The organism is Microbulbifer sp. JSM ZJ756, assembly GCF_044383805.1.
Taxonomy (GTDB): domain Bacteria; phylum Pseudomonadota; class Gammaproteobacteria; order Pseudomonadales; family Cellvibrionaceae; genus Microbulbifer; species Microbulbifer zhoushanensis.
The window spans coordinates 1-16,336 of record NZ_JBISER010000013.1 but is presented as its reverse complement, the minus strand read 5'-3'; the positions used below and the strand labels follow the sequence as shown (position 1 = coordinate 16,336).

Annotated in this window: 29 protein-coding genes and 1 pseudogene; 2 read left to right on the top strand and 28 right to left on the bottom strand. The window is 58.6% G+C overall.

Annotated elements, in window-relative coordinates:
* Positions 1–93 precede the first annotated feature (93 nt).
* The 27 genes from ACH6CX_RS17285 to rpsJ all read right to left on the bottom strand — a co-directional run bounded on the left by ACH6CX_RS17285 (position 94) and on the right by rpsJ (position 13,614).
* Positions 94–1,098, bottom strand: coding sequence for a DNA-directed RNA polymerase subunit alpha (locus tag ACH6CX_RS17285; protein WP_232940911.1), 1,005 nt, complete (start codon positions 1,096–1,098; stop codon positions 94–96).
* A gap of 27 nt (positions 1,099–1,125) precedes the next feature.
* Positions 1,126–1,746: a 30S ribosomal protein S4 gene (gene rpsD / locus ACH6CX_RS17280; RefSeq protein ID WP_232940910.1), complete on the bottom strand. Its 621-nt coding sequence runs from the start codon at positions 1,744–1,746 to the stop codon at positions 1,126–1,128.
* A gap of 15 nt (positions 1,747–1,761) precedes the next feature.
* The gene (gene rpsK, locus ACH6CX_RS17275) at positions 1,762–2,151 is read right to left on the bottom strand and encodes a 30S ribosomal protein S11 (protein WP_091516932.1); all 390 of its coding nucleotides are present in this window, start codon (positions 2,149–2,151) and stop codon (positions 1,762–1,764) included.
* Positions 2,152–2,225: 74 nt separating this feature from the next.
* On the bottom strand, positions 2,226–2,582 hold the full coding sequence (rpsM, locus tag ACH6CX_RS17270; RefSeq protein ID WP_232940909.1) for a 30S ribosomal protein S13: 357 nt from the start codon (positions 2,580–2,582) through the stop codon (positions 2,226–2,228).
* Positions 2,583–2,888: 306 nt separating this feature from the next.
* Entirely contained in the window at positions 2,889–3,005 is a 117-nt protein-coding gene (gene rpmJ / locus ACH6CX_RS17265; protein WP_091516926.1) for a 50S ribosomal protein L36, read from the bottom strand.
* 42 nt (positions 3,006–3,047) lie between these two features.
* The gene (gene secY, locus ACH6CX_RS17260) at positions 3,048–4,394 is read right to left on the bottom strand and encodes a preprotein translocase subunit SecY (protein WP_232940908.1); all 1,347 of its coding nucleotides are present in this window, start codon (positions 4,392–4,394) and stop codon (positions 3,048–3,050) included.
* An 11-nt stretch (positions 4,395–4,405) separates the two neighbouring features.
* A complete protein-coding gene (rplO, locus tag ACH6CX_RS17255) occupies positions 4,406–4,840 on the bottom strand; it encodes a 50S ribosomal protein L15 (RefSeq protein WP_232940907.1) in 435 nt (144 codons plus the stop codon).
* Between the two features lies 1 nt (position 4,841).
* Positions 4,842–5,027, bottom strand: a complete 186-nt coding sequence (rpmD, locus tag ACH6CX_RS17250) for a 50S ribosomal protein L30 (protein WP_232940906.1) — start codon at positions 5,025–5,027, stop codon at positions 4,842–4,844.
* Positions 5,028–5,067: 40 nt separating this feature from the next.
* Positions 5,068–5,574, bottom strand: a complete 507-nt coding sequence (gene rpsE, locus ACH6CX_RS17245; protein WP_232940905.1) for a 30S ribosomal protein S5 — start codon at positions 5,572–5,574, stop codon at positions 5,068–5,070.
* 10 nt (positions 5,575–5,584) lie between these two features.
* Positions 5,585–5,935 carry a 50S ribosomal protein L18 gene (gene rplR, locus ACH6CX_RS17240; protein WP_232940904.1) on the bottom strand — a complete coding sequence of 117 codons (351 nt, stop codon included), beginning with the start codon at positions 5,933–5,935 and terminating at the stop codon, positions 5,585–5,587.
* A gap of 13 nt (positions 5,936–5,948) precedes the next feature.
* The gene (rplF, locus tag ACH6CX_RS17235; RefSeq protein ID WP_232940903.1) at positions 5,949–6,482 is read right to left on the bottom strand and encodes a 50S ribosomal protein L6; all 534 of its coding nucleotides are present in this window, start codon (positions 6,480–6,482) and stop codon (positions 5,949–5,951) included.
* A gap of 12 nt (positions 6,483–6,494) precedes the next feature.
* Positions 6,495–6,887 (bottom strand): 30S ribosomal protein S8, encoded by a 393-nt coding sequence (gene rpsH / locus ACH6CX_RS17230; RefSeq protein WP_232940902.1) that lies wholly within the window; start codon positions 6,885–6,887, stop codon positions 6,495–6,497.
* A 42-nt stretch (positions 6,888–6,929) separates the two neighbouring features.
* Entirely contained in the window at positions 6,930–7,235 is a 306-nt protein-coding gene (rpsN, locus tag ACH6CX_RS17225; protein WP_232940901.1) for a 30S ribosomal protein S14, read from the bottom strand.
* Between the two features lie 9 nt (positions 7,236–7,244).
* Entirely contained in the window at positions 7,245–7,784 is a 540-nt protein-coding gene (rplE, locus tag ACH6CX_RS17220; RefSeq protein ID WP_232940900.1) for a 50S ribosomal protein L5, read from the bottom strand.
* Positions 7,785–7,802: 18 nt separating this feature from the next.
* The gene (gene rplX / locus ACH6CX_RS17215; protein WP_232940899.1) at positions 7,803–8,120 is read right to left on the bottom strand and encodes a 50S ribosomal protein L24; all 318 of its coding nucleotides are present in this window, start codon (positions 8,118–8,120) and stop codon (positions 7,803–7,805) included.
* Positions 8,121–8,140: 20 nt separating this feature from the next.
* Complete coding sequence (gene rplN, locus ACH6CX_RS17210; RefSeq protein WP_091516889.1) at positions 8,141–8,509, bottom strand: 50S ribosomal protein L14; 369 nt, start codon at positions 8,507–8,509, stop codon at positions 8,141–8,143.
* A 34-nt stretch (positions 8,510–8,543) separates the two neighbouring features.
* On the bottom strand, positions 8,544–8,807 hold the full coding sequence (rpsQ, locus tag ACH6CX_RS17205; protein ID WP_232940898.1) for a 30S ribosomal protein S17: 264 nt from the start codon (positions 8,805–8,807) through the stop codon (positions 8,544–8,546).
* Positions 8,808–8,809: 2 nt separating this feature from the next.
* Positions 8,810–9,001 (bottom strand): 50S ribosomal protein L29, encoded by a 192-nt coding sequence (gene rpmC / locus ACH6CX_RS17200; RefSeq protein ID WP_067087030.1) that lies wholly within the window; start codon positions 8,999–9,001, stop codon positions 8,810–8,812.
* Positions 9,001–9,414, bottom strand: coding sequence for a 50S ribosomal protein L16 (gene rplP, locus ACH6CX_RS17195; protein WP_067087034.1), 414 nt, complete (start codon positions 9,412–9,414; stop codon positions 9,001–9,003). The genes rpmC and rplP overlap by 1 nt, the downstream gene beginning before the upstream one ends.
* 11 nt (positions 9,415–9,425) lie before the next feature.
* Complete coding sequence (rpsC, locus tag ACH6CX_RS17190) at positions 9,426–10,106, bottom strand: 30S ribosomal protein S3 (protein ID WP_232940897.1); 681 nt, start codon at positions 10,104–10,106, stop codon at positions 9,426–9,428.
* Between the two features lie 19 nt (positions 10,107–10,125).
* A complete protein-coding gene (rplV, locus tag ACH6CX_RS17185) occupies positions 10,126–10,458 on the bottom strand; it encodes a 50S ribosomal protein L22 (protein WP_067087040.1) in 333 nt (110 codons plus the stop codon).
* A gap of 15 nt (positions 10,459–10,473) precedes the next feature.
* Positions 10,474–10,752, bottom strand: coding sequence for a 30S ribosomal protein S19 (gene rpsS, locus ACH6CX_RS17180; protein ID WP_067087044.1), 279 nt, complete (start codon positions 10,750–10,752; stop codon positions 10,474–10,476).
* Between the two features lie 37 nt (positions 10,753–10,789).
* Positions 10,790–11,614: a 50S ribosomal protein L2 gene (gene rplB / locus ACH6CX_RS17175; RefSeq protein WP_232940896.1), complete on the bottom strand. Its 825-nt coding sequence runs from the start codon at positions 11,612–11,614 to the stop codon at positions 10,790–10,792.
* 14 nt (positions 11,615–11,628) lie between these two features.
* On the bottom strand, positions 11,629–11,925 hold the full coding sequence (gene rplW / locus ACH6CX_RS17170) for a 50S ribosomal protein L23 (protein WP_232940895.1): 297 nt from the start codon (positions 11,923–11,925) through the stop codon (positions 11,629–11,631).
* Positions 11,922–12,536 carry a 50S ribosomal protein L4 gene (gene rplD / locus ACH6CX_RS17165; RefSeq protein ID WP_232940894.1) on the bottom strand — a complete coding sequence of 205 codons (615 nt, stop codon included), beginning with the start codon at positions 12,534–12,536 and terminating at the stop codon, positions 11,922–11,924. The genes rplW and rplD overlap by 4 nt, the downstream gene beginning before the upstream one ends.
* Positions 12,537–12,554: 18 nt before the next feature.
* Positions 12,555–13,190, bottom strand: a complete 636-nt coding sequence (gene rplC, locus ACH6CX_RS17160) for a 50S ribosomal protein L3 (RefSeq protein WP_232940893.1) — start codon at positions 13,188–13,190, stop codon at positions 12,555–12,557.
* A 112-nt stretch (positions 13,191–13,302) separates the two neighbouring features.
* On the bottom strand, positions 13,303–13,614 hold the full coding sequence (rpsJ, locus tag ACH6CX_RS17155; RefSeq protein WP_066967210.1) for a 30S ribosomal protein S10: 312 nt from the start codon (positions 13,612–13,614) through the stop codon (positions 13,303–13,305).
* A gap of 153 nt (positions 13,615–13,767) precedes the next feature.
* Between rpsJ and ACH6CX_RS17150 the strand changes: the two genes are divergently transcribed.
* Positions 13,768–14,277, top strand: coding sequence for an aminoacyl-tRNA deacylase (locus tag ACH6CX_RS17150; RefSeq protein ID WP_232940892.1), 510 nt, complete (start codon positions 13,768–13,770; stop codon positions 14,275–14,277).
* 380 nt (positions 14,278–14,657) lie between these two features.
* Positions 14,658–16,118, top strand: a complete 1,461-nt coding sequence (locus tag ACH6CX_RS17145; RefSeq protein WP_237064405.1) for an alkaline phosphatase PhoX — start codon at positions 14,658–14,660, stop codon at positions 16,116–16,118.
* A gap of 87 nt (positions 16,119–16,205) precedes the next feature.
* Here ACH6CX_RS17145 and tuf read toward each other — a convergent pair.
* Positions 16,206–16,336, bottom strand: a pseudogene (gene tuf / locus ACH6CX_RS17140) (elongation factor Tu); the annotation flags it as partial.

Genomic DNA, 16,336 nt, shown 5'->3' with positions numbered 1-16,336 from the left:
AGCAGGTCGTTCTGGAGCGGTGCCGCACAGGGTCGTGTCACCGCTCGGGTTCTATCTATCGACGGCGCGACCGGAGCCGCGCTTACCAGATGCTTACAGGGGGCTCAGCTTGCTGTCACCCTTGAGGCTGGCCGGCGGCCAGTTCTCCAGGCGCATGCCCAGGGACAGACCACGGGAAGCCAGGACGTCCTTGATTTCAGTCAGGGACTTCTTGCCCAGGTTCGGAGTCTTCAGCAGTTCCACTTCGGTGCGCTGGATCAGGTCACCGATGTAGTAGATGTTCTCTGCTTTCAGACAGTTAGCCGAACGCACGGTCAGCTCCAGGTCATCCACCGGGCGCAGCAGTACCGGATCGACTTCCGGCTCGTCCTGCTTGGGCTGGGACTCATCCGGGCCTTCCAGGTCCACAAACACTGCCAGCTGCTGCTGGAGGATTGTGGCGGCGCGACGGATAGCCTCCTCCGGATCCAGGGTACCGTTGGTCTCCAGGTCCAGAACCAGCTTGTCCAGGTCAGTCCGTTGCTCTACACGCGCGGATTCCACTGCGTAGGAAACGCGGCGGACCGGGCTGTAGGAAGCGTCCAGCTGCAGACGGCCAATCGCACGGGTTTCCTCCTCGTCCTCGTGACGGGCGTCGGCGGGCTGGTAGCCACGACCGCGCGCCACCGTCAGACGGAGGCTGAGTTCCACGTCACCGGTAATATTGGCGATCACGTGCTCCGGGTTGACGATCTCGATGTCGTGATCCACCTGGATATCACCAGCGGTCACGGCACCCGGGCCCTTCTTGCTCAGGCTCAGCACTGCCTGGTCCTTGCCGTGCATGACCACGGCAACGTCCTTCAGGTTGAGCAGGATTTCAATTACGTCTTCCTGCACACCTTCAATGGCGCTGTACTCGTGCTCGACACCGTCGATCTCGACTTCGGTGACGGCGCAGCCTGGCATGGAGGACAGCAGGATGCGACGCAGGGCGTTACCCAGAGTGTGGCCGAAACCACGCTCCAGGGGCTCCAGAACCACTTTGGCGTGATTCTGGTTGTACTCAGTGACGTCAATACGACGCGGTGTCAAAAACTCGTTGACAGCAGTCTGCATAGCCATACCTGTTTACAGTTGTATCCCTTACTTGGAGTAGAGTTCCACGATAAGGTTTTCGTTGATCTCTGCCGGCAGGTCAACACGATCCGGAACACGCTTGAAAGTGCCTTCCAGTTTGGTCGCGTTGACATCTACCCACTCGACATCGCCACGCTGGGCGGCGAGGGAAACGGAATTCTGGATACGCATCTGCTTCTTGGCTTTCTCGCGAATAGAAACCACGTCACCAGCCTGTACCTGGTAAGACGGGATATTCACGGTGCTGCCGTTAACCAGAATCGCCTTGTGAGCTACCAGCTGGCGTGCTTCAGAACGGGTAGAACCGAAGCCCATGCGGTAAACCACATTGTCCAGGCGCTTCTCGAGCAGCTGCAGCAGGTTTTCACCGGTTGCACCCTTCAGGCGCGCCGCTTCCTTATAGTAGTTGCGGAACTGCTTTTCCAGTACGCCGTAGATGCGGCGAACCTTCTGCTTTTCACGCAGCTGTACGCCGTAGTCAGACAGGCGGCCGCGGCCGGCGCCGTGCTGGCCCGGCTTGGCCTCTGCACGACACTTGGAGTCGTGCGGGCGAACGCCGCTCTTCAGCTGCAGATCGGTACCTTCCCGACGGGAAAGTTTACATTTTGGTCCAATATAACGTGCCATTTTGTCAGCCCCCTCTTACACGCGACGCTTTTTGGGCGGACGACAACCATTATGCGGGATCGGCGTCACGTCGGTGATATTGGTGATCTTGAAGCCGCAGTTATTCAGGGCGCGAACAGCAGATTCGCGACCGGGGCCGGGGCCCTTAACTTCGACGTCGAGGTTTTTCAGGCCGTATTCCTGAGCGGCATTACCCGCGCGCTCAGCGGCCACCTGGGCTGCAAAAGGCGTGCTCTTGCGCGAGCCACGGAAACCGGAACCACCGGCAGTGGCCCAGCTGAGGGTATTACCCTGGCGATCAGTGATCGTCACGATCGTGTTGTTGAACGATGCGTGGACGTGGGCAACACCGTCGACAACGGTCTTTTTGACCTTTTTGCGAACAGTAGTTTTTGGCTTAGCCATACCTGTATCCTAAATCCTGTATCAACTCCCCGGCCAGCAAAGCGCCGCGGGGATTGTTAAACCGCGAGAGCCGCTTACTTGCGGATCGGCTTGCGCGGACCCTTGCGGGTACGGGCGTTGGTCTTGGTGCGCTGGCCACGCAGCGGCAGGCTGCGACGGTGGCGCAAACCGCGGAAGCAACCCAGGTCCATCAGACGTTTGATGTTCATGGATACTTCACGACGCAGGTCGCCTTCCACGGAAAGCTTTGCAACTTCGCCACGGATGGACTCGATCTGCTCTTCAGACAGTTCGCGGATTTTGGTGGATTCAGCGATACCAACCGCTGCCAAAATTGATTTAGCCGTGGTGCGACCGACCCCATAGATATGGGTCAGGGAGATCACGGCGTGCTTGTGGTCTGGTACATTGACACCAGCAATACGTGCCATAGAGGCATACTCCACGTATTGGGAGCCACGTGCTTTGTCTTCAAAGCGTGACTCAACTCTAGATTCGGCGCTGACAGCGACTAAAAAACCGGCGGCGCCACCAAAAAGGCGCGCAAGAATAGCTTCTCAGACACTAAATTGCAATAGTCCGCCTCTCCCCGGGTCTCCCGAGAAGAAACGGACGACAGTCAACGCCCCCTGTTGGCAGCAGCTGACCCGTGGGTCCCTGCTGCCCGGAACCGACCAGGAGGTCGAATCCGGCGCCGGTGACCGGGAGGGGAATCCCAGCCACCGGACTTGTCTCGATTAGCCCTGGCGCTGCTTGTGGCGCGGATCGGTGCTGCAGATTACCCGCAGAACGCCCTTGCGACGCACGATTTTGCAGTTACGGCAGATCTTTTTAACAGAAGCGCGTACTTTCATGACCTTACCTCAATTCAATCAAACTGCTGCCTGGTGTCGCGATCAGCGACGACCGTAGCCTTGCAGGTTGGACTTTTTCATCAGCCCCTCGTACTGGTGGGACAACAGGTGTGACTGCACCTGTGACATGAAGTCCATCACCACGACCACGACGATCAGCAGTGAAGTACCACCCAGATAAAAGGGTACGTTAAACCCGACCACCAGAAACTGCGGCAGCAGGGAGACCAATGCGATGTATACCGCACCCACCAGGGTCAGACGGGTCAGCACGCTGTCGATGTAGCGCGCGGTCTGCTCACCGGGACGGATGCCGGGCACATAGGCACCGGATTTCTTCAGGTTGTCTGCCACTTCGTTCGGGTTGAACATCAACGCCGTATAGAAGAAGCAGAAGAAGCCGATCAGCAGTGCGAACAGGATAATGTTCAGCGGCTGACCCGGCCCCAGTTGCAGCGCCATCCACTGCAGGATCTGGGCACCGAAGCCTTCACCACCCTCACCGAACCACTGCGCCAGAGTGGCGGGGAACAGCAGGATGCTGCTGGCAAAGATTACCGGGATCACACCGGCCATATTGACCTTCAGCGGCAGGTGGCTCGACTGCGCAGCCGGGGCTGCGGAGTAGCGACCGGCCTGGCGGCGCGCGTGGTTAATGGTAATGCGACGCTGGCCGCGCTCCATGAACACCACGAAGTACACTACGGCCACCGAGATAAAGCCCAGTAACAGCAGCAGCAGGAGATGCAACTCGCCCTGGCGCGCCTGCTCGAAAGCCTGGCCGACCGCACTGGGCAGGCCTGCCACAATACCGGCGAAGATCAGCATGGAAATACCGTTGCCGACACCGCGCTCGGTGATCTGCTCACCCAGCCACATCATGAACACCGCACCGGTTACCAGTGACACGACGGCCACGAAGTAGAAACCGAACGCGGGCTCAGCTGAGTAGGCCAGGTTCTGGCCAGCGAGACCAAAGGTCATGCCGATACCCTGGATCAGGGCCAGCACCACCGTCAGGTAACGGGTGTACTGGTTGATCTTGCGCCTGCCGGCGTCCCCCTCTTTCTTCAGAGCTTCCAGAGAGGGTGTCACCGCGGTCATCAACTGCATGATGATGGACGCGGAGATGTACGGCATGATGCCCAGCGCCAGAATACTCATGCGTTCCAGTGCGCCACCGGAGAACATGTTGAACAGGCCCAGGATTGTTCCCTGGTTCTGGTTAAACAGGTTCGCCAGCTTCTCCGGATCAATGCCGGGCACCGGAATATGGGTACCTAAGCGATACACCAGTATCGCGAGGAACAGAAAACGAAGGCGAGCCCAAAGCTCGCCCAATCCCTTGCTGTTGCCCAGGGAATTTACGCCGGATCCTGGTCGTGCCATTGGGGCCTCAATTAGTCTTCTACTTTACCGCCAGCAGCTTCGATGGCCGCTTTAGCGCCCTTGCTGACTGCCAGACCTTTGACGGTCACCGCCTTGGTCAGCTCGCCGGACAGGAACACTTTGGCGCGTTTTACGTGGCTGCCGATAATATCGGCATTCTTCAGCGCTGCCAAATCAATTACGTCCGCATCCACCTTGTTCAGCTCACCGACGCGCACTTCCGCTGCAAAGCGGGAGCTGTACGCGGTGAAACCGTACTTCGGCAGGCGCTTCTGCAGCGGCATCTGGCCGCCTTCGAAGCCCGGACGCACGGATCCGCCGGAACGGGATTTCTGGCCCTTGTGGCCGCGGCCACCGGTTTTACCCAGGCCGCTACCGATACCACGGCCGACGCGCTTGGCGTCGTGCTTGTGGCCTTCTGCGGGAGACAGGTCGTTCAAACGCATGTTATTCCCCCTCTACCTTAACCAGGTAGTTAACTTTGTTGATCATGCCGCGCACGGAGGGAGTGTCTTCCACTTCCACAGTGTGACCGATGCGGCGCAGGCCCAGACCCGCAACGCACGCCTGATGGTTTTTCAGGCGCTTGGCGATGCTTTTGATCTGGGTGACTTTAATGGTCTTCTTAGCCATGGTCTTAACCCACTAAATAACCTTGGTGTCCGAACCGCGATCAGTTCAGGATTTCTTCAACAGACTTGCCGCGCTTGGCCGCTACATCTTCCGGGCTGCTCATCTGAGCCAGCGCGTTGAAAGTAGCGCGTACCACGTTCACCGGATTGGTGGAGCCGTAGCACTTGGCCAGTACGTTGTGCACGCCAACCATATCCAGGACGGAGCGCATGGCACCGCCGGCAATAACACCGGTACCCTGGGAGGCGGGCTGCATGTACACCTTGGAACCGCCGTGGCGGCCGTTGGTGGCATACTGGATGGTGTCGCCATTCAGTTCAACCTGAATCATGTTGCGACGCGCAGCTTCCATAGCCTTCTGGATCGCTACCGGCACTTCGCGGGCCTTGCCGCGGCCGAAGCCGACACGGCCGTTACCATCGCCAACCACAGTCAGTGCTGTGAAGGCGAAAATACGACCACCTTTAACAGTCTTGGCAACACGATTGACCTGGACCAGCTTTTCCTGCAGGCCTTCGTCGTTGCTTTTGTCTTTCTCTCTAGCCATAACTCAACCCTTAGAATTTCAGACCGGCTTCGCGGGCAGCGTCAGCCAGAGCCTTTACGCGGCCGTGGTACTTGAAACCGCTGCGATCGAAGGCGACCTGCTCAACACCAGCGGCCTTGGCGCGCTCGGCGATCAGGGTGCCAACCGCAGTAGCGGCATCGACGTTCCCGGTTTTTCCTGAGCGCAGGTCTTTGTCCAGGGTAGAGGCAGAAGCCAGTACCTTGTCGCCATCGGCGGACAGGACCTGTGCGTAAATGTGGCGCGGCGTACGGTTCACGGTCAGGCGAACAGTGCCGAGCTCGCGGATCTTGGCGCGGGCACGGCGTGCACGACGCAAGCGAGATTGCTTCTTAACGTTCATTTCTATGCCCTACCTACTTCTTCTTGGCCTCTTTCCGGAACACACGCTCGTCGGCGTAGCGGACACCCTTACCTTTGTAGGGCTCCGGCGGACGGAATGCGCGGATCTCAGAAGCCACTTGGCCCAGCAGCTGCTTGTCGCTGCTCTTGAGTACGATTTCAGTCTGGGACGGAGTTTCGGCGGTAACGCCCTCCGGCAGCTGATAATCAATGGGGTGGGAGAAACCCAGAGTCAGGTTTACGGTCTTACCGGACGCCTTGGCGCGGTAACCTACACCGTTCAGCTGCAGCTTGCGCTCGAAGCCCTGGCTGACACCTACCACCATGTTATTGACCAGTGCGCGTGTAGTACCCGCGAGCGCCTTGGCCTTCTTGGAACCGTTACGGGCGACGAAAGTCAGCTGGCTATCAGCCTCAGCCACTTCCACATCACCGTGGATGACCATGTCCAGGTTGCCATTGCTGCCTTTGACAGCGATATCCTGGCCTTTCAGGTCAACAGTAACGCCTGCGGGGATTTTTACCGGATCATTTGCTACTCGAGACATATCAACCCCCGCTTAGAATACGGTGCAAAGCACTTCGCCACCGATACCAGCCTGGCGTGCAGCACGATCAGTCATAACACCCTTGGAGGTGGAGACGATCGCGATACCCAGGCCACCACGTACGGACGGCAGAGCTTTTTTGCCAAAGTAGGCGCGCAGGCCCGGACGGGACATGCGGTCCAGCTCGGCGATGACCGGCTTGCCCTGGAAGTATTTCAGGTCAATGGTCAGCTCCGGCTTGGTGCCTTCGCTTACGGCGTAATCGTTGATGTAACCCTCGTCCTTCAGGACTTTGGCCACATTAATTTTCAGTTTGGATGAAGGCATTGCGACCTCAGCCTTGCCACGCCCGAGGGCGTTGCGGATGCGGGTCAGCATATCTGCCAACGGATCTTGCATACTCATTTTATGAGACTCCTCAAATCTGCCGAATACCGGCTGGACTTCTTACCAGCTGGACTTGACCAGGCCGGGAACATCACCACGCATGGCCGCTTCGCGCAGTTTGTTACGGCACAGGCCGAACTTGCGGTAAACAGCGTGTGGGCGACCAGTAATACGGCAGCGACGTTGCTGACGTACCGGGCTTGCATCGCGCGGCAGTTGTTGCAGCTTGAGTTGAGCCTCCCACTTCTCCTCATCGGAAGCAGTGGTACTGGCGATGATCGCCTTCAGCTCTTGACGCTTTTCAGCGTACTTAGCTGCGGTTCGAGCGCGCTTATCTTCGCGCGCAATCATGGATTTCTTCGCCATGGAATCCTCTTAACCCTTGAACGGGAAGTTAAATGCTTTCAGCAGTGCACGACCTTGGTCGTCGTTGGCTGCTGTAGTAGTGATACAAATATCCAGACCGCGGAGCTTGTCTACCTTGTCGTAGTCAATTTCCGGGAAGATGATCTGCTCATTCACGCCCATAGAAAAGTTACCGCGGCCGTCAAACTGCTTCGGGCTGATGCCACGGAAGTCACGGATACGCGGAATCGCGATATCGACCAGGCGCTCCAGGAACTCATACATACGCTCACCGCGCAGAGTTACCTTACAGCCGATCGGCCAGCCATCACGAATCTTGAAGCCCGCAATTGACTTGCGCGCCTTGGTGATAATGGGCTTCTGACCGCTAATTGCAGTCATGTCCTCGACAGCGTGCTCGAGCACCTTCTTGTCACCAATAGCCTCACCAACACCCATGTTGATGGTGATTTTGGTGATGCGCGGCACTGCCATCACATTGTCGACACCCAGCTCTTCCTTCAGCTTGGGCGCGAGTTCTTTAACGTAGAGCTCTTTAAGCTTTGCCATGATAGTTACCCAACCTGCTTATGCGTCTACGGCTTCGCCGCTGGATTTGAAGACGCGAATCTTAGTGCCGTCTTCCAGTACTTTGAAGCCTACACGGTCAGCTTTTTGGGTAGACGGGTTGTAAATCGCCACGTTGGAACCCTGGATAGCGGCTTCCTTCTCAACGATCCCGCCAGCAACACCCAGCTGGGGGTTTGGCTTCTGGTGTTTCTTGATCATCTGTACACCGGACACGATCAGGCGACCGTCGTTCAGCACCTTGCGTACGGTGCCGCGCTTGCCTTTGTCGCGACCGGCGATAACGACCACTTCATCGTCACGCTTGATCTTGCGCATAACTCTTCTCCGCTCGAGGCTTAGATAACTTCGGGAGCCAGTGAGATGATCTTCATGAACTTCTCACCGCGCAGCTCGCGAGTTACCGGGCCAAAAATACGGGTGCCAACCGGTGCATTTTGCTGGTTCAGCAGTACCGCTGCGTTTTCGTCAAACTTAATCAGGGAGCCGTCGGGGCGACGCACACCTTTCTTGGTGCGCACTACCACTGCGTTCATTACCTGACCTTTCTTTACTTTACCGCGGGGAATGGCTTCCTTAACGGTCACCTTGATAATATCGCCCACGCCAGCATACCGACGATGGGAGCCGCCCAGCACCTTGATGCACATGACGCGGCGAGCCCCACTGTTGTCAGCTACTTCTAAGTAGGATTCCGCTTGAATCATCGTCTCTCTCCGAAACTCTTCAATGCGCTAGGGGTTAAACCTTCGCCGCACGCTCTACAATTTTCTGCAAAGCCCAGGATTTGCTCTTGGACAGCGGACGAGACTCCTCGATCACAACAACATCACCGATGTTGCAATCGTTGTTCTCGTCGTGAGCCTTGAGCTTGGTGGACTTGCTCACGTATTTACCGTAGATCGGGTGCTTAACACGGCGCTCGATCAAAACGGTGATGGTTTTGTCCATCTTGTCGCTTACGACTTTACCAGTCGCAGTACGCTTCAGTTTTGCTTCAGCCATGATTAGTTACCTGCCTTCTCGGTCAACACAGTCTTAATGCGAGCAATGTCGCGACGAGTCTGCTTCAGCAGATGAGTCTGAGTCAGCTGACCGGTGGACTGTTGCATGCGAAGCTTGAACTGGGCTTCAAGTTGATTCAGCAGCTCCTGGTTCAACTCCTCAACTGACTTTTCGCGTAGATCTGCAGTCTTCATTACATCACCGAACGCTTAACGAAAGTTGTCTTCACAGGCAGCTTGGCTGCGGCGAGCTCGAACGCTTCGCGAGCCAGATCCTCGGAAACACCCTCCATCTCATAGAGGACCTTACCCGGCTGGATCTGAGCTACCCAGTATTCTACGTTACCCTTACCTTTACCCATACGAACTTCGAGGGGCTTACTGGAAATGGGCTTGTCCGGAAACACACGAATCCAGATCTTACCGCCACGTTTTACGTGACGGGTCATTGCGCGACGAGCAGCTTCGATCTGGCGCGCAGTGATGCGACCACGACCGATGGCCTTAAGGCCGAACTCGCCAAAGCTCACTTTAGAGCCGCGCTGTGAAAGACCGCGGTTGCGACCCTTCTGTACCTTGCGGAATTTTGTACGCTTCGGTTGTAGCATCTGCGCACCCCTTACTTAGCAGCTTTCTTGCGGGTCTTCTTCGGCTGCTCATCGGGCATTTCGTCGCCGATAACCTCACCTTTGAAGATCCATACCTTGATACCGATGATGCCGTAAGTGGTCATCGCTTCAGCAGTGCCGTAGTCGATGTTGGCGCGCAGGGTGTGCAGGGGCACACGACCTTCGCGGTACCACTCGGTACGGGCGATTTCAGCACCGCCCAGACGGCCACCGACCTGAATCCGGATGCCTTCCGCACCCTGGCGCATTGCGTTCTGAACCGCACGCTTCATGGCGCGACGGAACATCACACGACGCTCCAGCTGCTGGGCAACGTTCTGGGCCACCAGGGTGGCGTCCAGGTCAGGCTTGCGCACTTCTTCGATGTCGATGTGCACGGGCACACCCATCTTCGCGCTTACCTCGTTGCGCAGACGCTCAACGTCTTCACCTTTTTTACCGATCACGATGCCCGGGCGAGCGGTGTGAATAGTCACACGCGCAGTGTTTGCCGGACGCTCAATCTCAATGCGGCTCACGGAGGCGTGGGCCAGCTTCTTGCGAATGAAATCGCGAACACTCAGATCCGTGTACAGCTTGTCTGCGTACTCGTCGCTGCCTGCATACCACACAGAGGTATGCTTTTTAACGATACCCAGACGAATGCCGGTAGGATTTACTTTTTGTCCCATGGTTTTCTCGCCTGCTCTCTTATTTCTCGGCCACTTTCACAGTGATGTGACAAGTACGCTTAAGAATACGATCGGCACGACCCTTGGCGCGCGGCTTAATGCGCTTCATGGTCATCCCTTCGTCCACGAAAATTGTGGACACCTTCAGCTCGTCAACGTCGGCACCGTCGTTGTGCTCGGCGTTGGCAATGGCCGATTCCAGAACTTTCTTGACGATCGCCGCGCCCTTCTTCTGGCTGAACGCCAGGATGTCCAGGGCTTCCTCGACACCTTTGCCGCGAATCTGATCAGCTACCAGACGCGCCTTTTGCGCCGACAGACGAGCGCCGCGTAGTTTTGCTGCTACTTCCATCGTTTTAACCTCGGCTTAGCGCTTCTTCGCTTTCTTGTCCGCAGCGTGACCGCGGTAAGTGCGGGTAGCGGCGAACTCGCCCAGCTTGTGGCCAACCATTTCTTCGTTGACCAGCACGGGCACGTGTTGACGACCGTTGTGCACGGCAATCGTCAGTCCAACCATTTCCGGCATAACCATGGAACGGCGGGACCAGGTTTTAATCGGTCGACGATCATTGGCTGCGATCGCCGCCTCCACCTTCTTGATCAAATGCAGATCAATAAAGGGACCTTTCTTTAATGAGCGTGGCACTGTCGATTCCTCTCTAGCTGCTCAGACGACGCGCGGCTTACTTGCCGCGACGACGTACAATCATTTTATCGGTGCGCTTGTTCTTGCGCGTTTTCTTACCCTTGGTAGGTACGCCCCACGGAGTTACCGGGTGACGGCCACCAGAGGTACGGCCTTCACCACCACCGTGCGGGTGATCTACCGGGTTCATCGCCACACCGCGAACGGTCGGGCGAACACCGCGCCAGCGCTTGGCACCAGCTTTACCCAGCTTGCGCAGGCTGTGCTCGGAGTTGCTCACTTCACCCAGGGTGGCGCGACACTCGGAAAGCACACGACGCATCTCACCGGAACGCAGGCGAATGGTCGCGTATTGACCTTCGCGAGCAACCAGCTGTACAGAGGCACCGGCAGAGCGAGCCAGCTGGGCGCCCTTGCCCGGCTTCAGCTCGATACCGTGGATCACGGCACCAACCGGGATGTTGCGCAGCGGTAGGGTGTTACCCACGCTGATCGGGGCCGCATCACCGGACTGTACGGTTGCACCGGCCTTGAGGCCTTTCGGTGCGATGATGTAGCGACGCTCGCCGTCTGCGTAGCAGACCAGGGCGATGTGTGCGCTGCGGTTCGGATCGTACTCCAGACGCTCAACCTTGGCCGGGATACCGTCCTTGTTGCGCTTGAAGTCGACGATACGGTAGCTCTGCTTGTGACCACCACCGACGTGACGGGTGGTGATACGGCCAGCGTTGTTACGGCCACCGCTCTTGCTCTTGCTCTCTACCAGAGGCGCGTAAGGCGCACCCTTGTGCAGGTCGGGGTTAACAACCTTGACCAGGTGGCGACGGCCGGCAGAGGTCGGTTTACTCTTTACAATCGGCATTGTAACTGTCCCCTTTACTCAGCAGCTTCAAAGTTGATGTCGCTGCCTTCGGCCAGACGTACATAGGCTTTTTTCCAATCGTTGCGCTGGCCCATGCCGAAACGCGTACGCTTGGTTTTACCTTTTACGTTCACGGTGCGAACCTGCTCAACAGAAACGTTGAACAGCTTTTCGACCGCAGCCTTGATCTCAGCTTTGGAGGCGTCGGTGGTAACCTTGAAAACAACCTGGTTGGCGGCGTCCGCCAGCACAGCAGCCTTTTCGGAAATTACCGGGCCCAGCAGTACTTTGTAGAGTCGCTCTTGGTTCATCCCAGCACCTCTTCAATTTTCTTGAGCGCAGATACGGTAACCACGACCTTGTCAAAGCGGATCAGGCTAACCGGATCGATGCCCTGCACGTCGCGTACATCGATCTTGTGCAGGTTGCGCGCAGCCAGGTAGAGGTTCTCGCTCACTTCTTCAGTGATGATCAGCGCGTCGGCCAGGTCGAACTGGGCCAGCTTGCTGACCAGCTGCTTGGTTTTCGGCGCTTCCACTTCGAAGGACTCAACCACCACCAGGCGCTCCTGGCGAGCCAGCTCGGACAGGATGCAACGCAGGGCAGCGCGGTACATTTTCTTGTTCAGCTTGACGCTGTGATCGCGCGGCTCAGCGGCAAAAGTAACACCACCGGAGCGCCACAGCGGGCTGCGGATGGTACCGGCACGCGCGCGGCCAGTACCTTTCTGACGCCAGGGCTTCTTACCACCACCGGAAACGTCAGCACGATTTTTCTGGGCCTTGGTTCCCTGACGGGCGCTGGCCATGTAGGCCACTACCGCCTGGTGCACCAGGTCCTGATTGAATTCACGTCCGAAAGTCACTTCAGAGACAGCTACAGTGCCTTTAGCGCCTTCGGGAGTAGCGATATTCAGTTCCATATCTATTTCCCCTCAGACTTAGGCTTTTACTGCCGGACGAACAATCACATCACCGCCGGGCGCGCCAGGTACGGCACCCTTAACCAGCAGCAGGTTACGTTCGGCGTCTACACGAACCACTTCCAGGTTCTGCACGGTTACGCGCTCGGCACCCATGTGGCCGGCCATCTTCTTGCCTTTCCACACACGACCAGGAGTCTGGCACTGACCGATAGAACCGGGTGCGCGGTGAGACAGGGAGTTACCGTGAGTTGCGTCCTGGGTGCGGAAGTTCCAGCGCTTAACGCCACCCTGGAAACCTTTACCCTTGGAAGTGCCGGTGACATCAATCATCTGGCCAGCCTCAAAGCCGGACACAGTGATCTCAGAACCGATTTCGAATGTTTCGTCAGAACCGTCAGTGCGCAGTTCGAACAGACGGGAGCCAGCCTCAGTGTTGGCTTTGGCGAAGTGGCCCGCTTGGGGCTTGGAGACACGGGAAGCCTTACGGTTGCCCACAGTTACCTGAACTGCAGCATAGCCGTCAGAATCCACGGTTTTCACCTGGGTGACGCGATTCGGGGCTACCTCAATTACGGTAACCGGGATGGACGCGCCATCTTCAGTGAAGATGCGAGTCATGCCGCTCTTGCGGCCGACAATACCTATAGTCATCGTTTTAACCTCTCAGTGCACGGGGCTTTAACCCACTGCGGCCGCCCAGTTTCAGAGCGTTACACTACCCAGACCGTTTTCGCCTGGGATTCGGTAGTTGATTTAAAAAGTGTTAGCCGAGACTGATCTGAACCTCAACACCGGCTGCCAGATCGAGCTTCATCAGCGCGTCGACAGTCTTCTCGGTGGGCTCAACAATGTCCAGCAAACGCTTGTGAGTACGAATCTCGTACTGGTCGCGCGCGTCCTTGTTGACGTGCGGGGAGATCAGCACGGTGTACTTCTCCTTGCGAGTCGGCAGCGGAATGGGACCGCGAACCTGCGCACCAGTGCGCTTGGCCGTCTCGACGATCTCCTGGGTAGACGTATCGATCAGCTTGTGATCGAACGCCTTCAGGCGAATTCGAATGCGTTGACCCTGCATGGAATCAAACTCCAACTTAAAAACCTAAAGAGCGTCCTTTTACGCAGCCCCGAGGGCGGGCGAAAAGGAGCGCGAATTCTACGGGCGCTGGGACTGGGTGTCAAGCACTCAACCTGTCTGGTTTTTCGACGCCGCCCTGGCGCGAAACTACACTTGGCTTACCGGGCCGAACAGGAGGGCTTTACCATGACCATGGCCTCTACAGTCAGTCAATATCTGGATGACCACTCGGTATCCTACCGCGTGATCACTCACTCACACAGCGCCACCAGCCGCGAGACCGCCCACACCGCCAATGTGCGCGAGGACCGGGTTGCCAAGGCGATCCTGCTCCGTGACTCACAGGGCCCCGTGATGGTGGTGATACCCGCCAGCAGTAGCGTGGACATGCGGGCAGTCCATGATGAGACCGGCCGCAACCAGCTGGAGATGGTGCCCGAGGAAGACCTGGCAGGCACCTTCCCCGACTGCGAACTGGGCGCACTGCCCCCACTTGGACCTGCCTACGGCATCACCACCCTGGTGGACAGCAGCCTGGGGCGCTGCGACACGGTCTACTTTGAGTCCGGCGACCACGAGGAGCTTGTGGCGATGGACGGACGCGATTTCGACCAGCTGTTCTCCGGCTGCCGCCACTGCGACCTGAGCAAGGACTGGCCGTAACCTCAGCGCGGTAGACCTGAGGGCTCCTGTCAGGGCGACAGGGGCCCTCCCCAACCGAGACCGGCTTCGCACCCGGCCCGACTCATGAGCCCGGCAGGCGCGCTTTAAGAGCGCCTGAACGCGCAGCGCTGCAACACCCCGGCCACCAAAACTTCACCCAAGCTTGCCCCGCCTGTCATTGACCACCCCTAATCTGGACGCGCATTCAATTGCGGGCGGACGGTGCCGGCGACAGCAGCATCCCACCCTCCCGCCATCCCTGTGTCCACGGTGACCGGAACCGGAAAACAGCAAGCAGTATCGCCTCCCGACCCGGTGTTCATAGCCATTGAAGCAGCCGCGGGCAGCCAATTCGCGCAACCAAGACCTCTGGAGGAATCATGGACAACAATAAAGACGCAGCCAACCTGGATCGGCGGCAGTTCTGCAAATCCGGCCTGGCGGCCGGGGCCGCGGGACTGGCCTTCTCTTCACTGGCCGCTCGCGCCGCAGCCGGGAGCGGTGCCGGATATGGACGGGGGCGCGACGCCTACTCGCCCGATTACGGCCCCCTGCAGCCCACCCGCGACCTGGCTACCGGCCTGCCCCTACTTGCGCTCCCCAGGGGCTTCGAGTACCTGTCGTTTGGCTGGACCGGCCAACTGATGGACGATGGCCGGGCCACACCGACCGATCACGACGGCATGGCGGTCTGCGCCCGCCGCGGCCACACCATCGCCCTGGTGCGCAATCACGAGCTCTCAGCAGGCGAGAGCACCCAGTGTCACGTCCCGGGAGGCATGTACAACCCGGCCGAATTTGGGGGCACCACCAACCTGGAGTTCGACCTGGCTCGCGGGCGCTTCGTGCGCTCCTACACCAGCCTCGGCGGCACTATCCGCAACTGCGCCGGCGGCCCAACCCCCTGGGGATCCTGGCTTTCCTGTGAAGAGACCTTCCACCCCTGGAACAGTCGCAATGATGGCTACAACCATGGCTATATCTTCGACGTGCCGGGGTTCGGCACCAGCAATGGTGGCCAGCCGGTCCGCGCCGCCGGACGCTTCAGCCACGAAGCGGTTGCTGTCGACCCGAATACCGGAGTTGTGTACGAGACCGAGGACGCCAACCCGTGCGGATTCTACAAATATGTGCAGCCAGGCGCCGGCCACCGCAACTGGCGCGGCGGTCGCGATCGCAGCGAAGCACTGCGGGACGGCGGCAAGCTGTATGCCCTGGTGGTGAAGGGCCAGCCATCCATGGACCTGCGGGGTGGCTTCCAGCCCGGCGATACCTTCGAGGTCGCCTGGGAAGCGGTGACCGACCCCGAGGGGATGCAGGGCCGCCCGTTCGATTCCGCCCCGAGTGCCGCCATCTTCTCCCGCGGCGAGGGCTGCTGGGAAGACCGCGGCCTGATCTACTTCGTCTCCACCGATGGGGGCACCGCCGAGCTGGGCCAGGTGTGGGTCTACGACCCGCGGGCGGAAACCCTGACCATGCTCTACGAATCCAGTGACGCCTCGGACGTGGACGGCCCGGACAATATCGCCATCAGCCCGCGCGGCGGCATCATCCTGTGCGAGGACGGCAGCTCGAACCCCAAGCGCATGGTGGGCCTGACCCACGAGGGCATTACCTTCCCGTTTGCGGAGAACCGCATTGTGCTGGGAGCCGGCGATATCGACCGCATCGACGCGGTGTACCCGGGAACCAGGGCAAACTTCTGGGATAGCACCGAGGGCGATTTCCGCGGCCGGGAATGGGCGGGGGCCACCTTTTACGGTGACTGGCTGTTCGCCAACGTTCAGTCACCGGGCGTCACTTTCGCCATCCGGGGTCCATGGAAAAAGGGAACGCTCTGACCCGGCCCCGACTGCAGCCGGACCACAGGCATAAAAAAAGCCGCAGCGTTTCCGCTGCGGCTTTTTATTCCAGATCAGGAGTAGTGATTACTCGATGATCTTGGATACCACGCCGGCACCCACGGTACGGCCACCTTCACGAATCGCGAAGCGCAGGCCTTCTTCCATGGCGATCGGTGCGATCAGCGTAACAGTCATCTGTACGTTGTCGCCCGGCA